We start from the raw sequence: 2,464 nt of genomic DNA on the forward strand, positions 1-2,464 counted from the left end.
ACCTGGAACAGCGGATGCCGCCCCGCCGAACGCACCGGATTGACCGCCTCCACCACCCGCTCGAACGGCACATCCTGATGCTCCAACGCCCCCAGTACCGCCGATCGCACCCGCCCCAGCAACTCACCGAACGACGGATCCCCCGACACATCCGACCGCACCACCACCGTGTTCACGAAACACCCGACCAGCTCCTCCAATCCCGCATCCGAGCGCCCCGCCACGGGACTGCCGACCACTACGTCCTCTCCCGCGCCCGTCCGCGACAACACACCCGCCGCCACCGCGTGCAGCACCATGAACAGACTGGACCGGTTGTGTCGGGCGACCTCGGACAGGGCGTGCAGGGTGGGGGATCCGATGGTGAACTCGATCAGTCCGGCGCCCCGGGTGCCGGTTGTCCGACGGGGGCGGTCGAAGGGCAGGGGCAGTTCGTCGGGCAGGACGTGGAGCGTGGTGCGCCAGAAGTCGAGTTGGCGCTCCTCGAAGCCCTCCGAGCCCAGCAGTTCCCGTTGCCACAGGGTGAAGTCGGCGTACTGCACCGGCAGTTCGTCGTGGACGGGGGCGGTGCCGCGCAGCCGTGCCGCGTAGGCGGTCGACAGGTCGCGGACGAAGGGGCCGACCGACCAGCCGTCGAAGGCGATGTGGTGGACCGCCACCACCAGCACGTGCTCCACCGGTCCGACGGTCAGCAGCTTCGCGCGGACCGGCAGCTCGTACGACAGGTCGAAGCGGCCCCCGCACACCGTCGCGATCGTGTCCGGCAGTGTTTCCGGGGTGACGTCCGCGCGGCCCAGTGCCAGGTCGCACGCCCGCTCGGGGCCGAGCACCCGCTGGTGGGGCACTCCGTCGGTCACCGGGAAGACGGTGCGCAGGCTCTCGTGCCGGGCCACCACGTCCCGCAGGGCCGCTTCCAGCGCGGCCGTGTCCAGCTCACCGGACAGGCGCAGCAGCACGGGGGCGGCGGGTGACGCGTGACGGTCGCCGCCGTGCTCCTCCTGGAACCAGAAGCGGGCCTGGGAGAAAGACAGGGGGATCATGCTGCGCTCGACCTCCGGGCTCGGTGGGTGGCTGGGCCGGCGCCCGGCTGGTTGGCATTGGAACCCGCGCGGAGCTCGCCGATCCGGTGCAGTCCGGCGAGCACGGCCTTGGTGTCGACGCCGAAGTCGATCAGGCAGGCGATCTCGTCGACTCCCGCGGCGCGCACGGCCTCGACGGTGCGGCGGGCGTCGTCGACGGTTCCGAACAGGCCCCGCTGGTCGAAGTACGTCTCGAAGGAGCGGGTGAGGAGGAAGTCGATGTCCTCGTCGTCCAGGGAGTCCAGGTCGAAGTCGGGGTCGGCCTCGGTGAACGAACGGGTCACCAGGTGGATGGAGCTTCTGAGGTAGTCGCGCAGGGGCTCGCGCACGGTGTCCCGGGCCTCGGCGCGCGTCTCGGCGAGATAGGTGTGGAGCATCAGGGCGACATGGCCGTCCCAGCCGTCGTGGGTGCGGCGGGCCGTCCGGCGGTACTCGGCGATCTTCTCGGCCAGCTCGTCGAGGTTCTGGTGGAGCAGATGCGTCAGCACCCCGGCGCGGGCCCGGGCGGCGGCGCGGAAGGTGTCGGCCTCGCCCGCACTGGTCACCCAGACCGGCAGCTCCGGCTGAACGGGCGGGGGAAAGACGCGGACGGTGGTGGGCGCCCCGTTGCCGTCGGTGACGTCGAGCGGTTCGCCGCGCCACAGCCGTCGTACCTCGTCGAGGCGTTGCAGCAGCACCGTCTTGCGGTCGGCGTACGCGGTGTGGCCGAGGGCGAAGTCGGCGGGGTGCCAGCCGGAGGCGAAGGAGACGCCCACGCGCCCGCCGGAGAGGTTGTCCACCACGGACCATTCCTCGGCGATACGGGCGGGGTGGTGGAGGGGCGCCACGACGCTTCCGGCGCGGATGGCGATGTGGTGCGTCGCGGTGGCGAGCGCTGCGCCCGTCACCGCCGGGTTGGGGTAGAGCCCGCCGAAGGGGTGGAAGTGGCGTTCGGGCGTCCATACGGCCGTGAAGCCGTTGCGGTCGGCGAACCGGGCTCCCTCCAGCAGCAGTTCGTACCGTCCGCGGGGGTCGCCGGTCGGCGTGCCGGCGCTGTCGTCGGCGAAGTAGAAGAGACTGAAGTCCATGGCGGGGGTCCCCTGTCGGTCGGTTGCGGTCCGGTCCACGCCGGGCGGGCCTCAGTCGGGGCGGCGCATGCGCCGCAGTGGTGGCCGGGCGGTGGGCGCGCCGTCCAGGTGCGGCGCGAGATCGGCCACCCTCGGCGCGTCGAACAGCGTGCCCACCGGGATCTCGATGCCCAGGTCGGCGCGGATGCGGCTGACCAGGCGGGTGGCGAGCAGCGAGTGGCCGCCGAGGTCGAAGAAGCTCTCGTCGGTGCCGACCTCGTCGAGGCCGAGCAGGTCCGCGTACATCGCGCACAGGGCCTTCTCGCGGTTCGTGTGCGG

3 protein-coding genes are annotated in these 2,464 nt (G+C 71.9%); all 3 read right to left on the reverse strand.

Going from position 1 to position 2,464, the window contains the following annotated elements:
* On the reverse strand, positions 1 to 1,040 hold a 1,040-nt coding region (locus tag ACWD1Z_RS37125; RefSeq protein ID WP_451125288.1), incomplete at its 3' end, for a condensation domain-containing protein.
* Complete coding sequence (locus ACWD1Z_RS37130) at positions 1,037 to 2,146, reverse strand: MupA/Atu3671 family FMN-dependent luciferase-like monooxygenase (RefSeq protein ID WP_451125290.1); 1,110 nt, start codon at positions 2,144 to 2,146, stop codon at positions 1,037 to 1,039. The genes ACWD1Z_RS37125 and ACWD1Z_RS37130, both read right to left, overlap by 4 nt.
* Positions 2,147 to 2,197: 51 nt before the next feature.
* Positions 2,198 to 2,464 (reverse strand): phosphopantetheine-binding protein (locus ACWD1Z_RS37135; RefSeq protein ID WP_451125291.1); only part of this gene is annotated, 267 nt, incomplete at its 5' end.

It is taken from the genome of Streptomyces sp. NPDC002784 (assembly GCF_053592135.1).

Bases quoted from the DNA above. Each gene is read 5' to 3' on its own strand.
- ACWD1Z_RS37130 (WP_451125290.1), bottom strand. From the start codon at position 2,146: ATGGACTTCAGTCTCTTCTACTTCGCCGACGACAGCGCCGGCACGCCG.